1 protein-coding gene is annotated in these 553 nt (G+C 72.0%); it reads right to left on the minus strand.

What is annotated here, in order from left to right:
- Positions 1–157 precede the first annotated feature (157 nt).
- The coding region (locus tag VTU_RS34335) for a carbohydrate kinase (protein WP_010110788.1) at positions 158–553 on the minus strand (396 nt) is incomplete at its 5' end.

Consider the following 553-nt stretch of genomic DNA (forward strand, 5'->3'; position numbering starts at 1 on the left):
CTGGCGCAGCTGCTCGCGCGGGACCGGGCTTTGGTACCACCGGGCCTCGGCCAGGCCGCGCTCGATCGCCCGCCTCGCGTTCGCCCCCGTGAGCGAGTAGTCCAGGTCCGGATGGGGCGCAAGGGCCTCGGCGCAAGCGGTGTTCGGGTTCATGTTTTCAGACCTTTGAAGAAGTGCATTCTTGCAATTGCCGCAGCCAATGCCGGTGGTAGTCCGCAATACCGGGCAGCGGCACCGGGGCGACGGGCTCCAGGCGCGCGGCGTGCCTGGCGTGCGCGCGCTGCACCAGGCACCAGGCGCCCCGGGCCGTGCCTTCGACGGCGTCAACGCTGGCATGGCAGCGGGCACCGGGCAGCAGCGCCTGCAACGCCAGCAGGTAGTTGCGGTTGTGCGCGAGCGGGCCTTCGACGATCACCGTGTGCTGCGCTGCGCTGCGCGCGCCCCAGAGCGCGTGGATCAACCAGCAGCTCATCTGCGCGCAATACAGGGCCGCGAGCGCAGCGCGCTGGCGCGCGCTGAGCGCGTCGGCCAGCGGCGCCGGCAGCGGTCGGTC

Origin of the sequence: Verminephrobacter aporrectodeae subsp. tuberculatae At4, from assembly GCF_000193225.1 — a bacterium.
GTDB classification, from domain to species: domain Bacteria; phylum Pseudomonadota; class Gammaproteobacteria; order Burkholderiales; family Burkholderiaceae_C; genus Acidovorax; species Acidovorax aporrectodeae.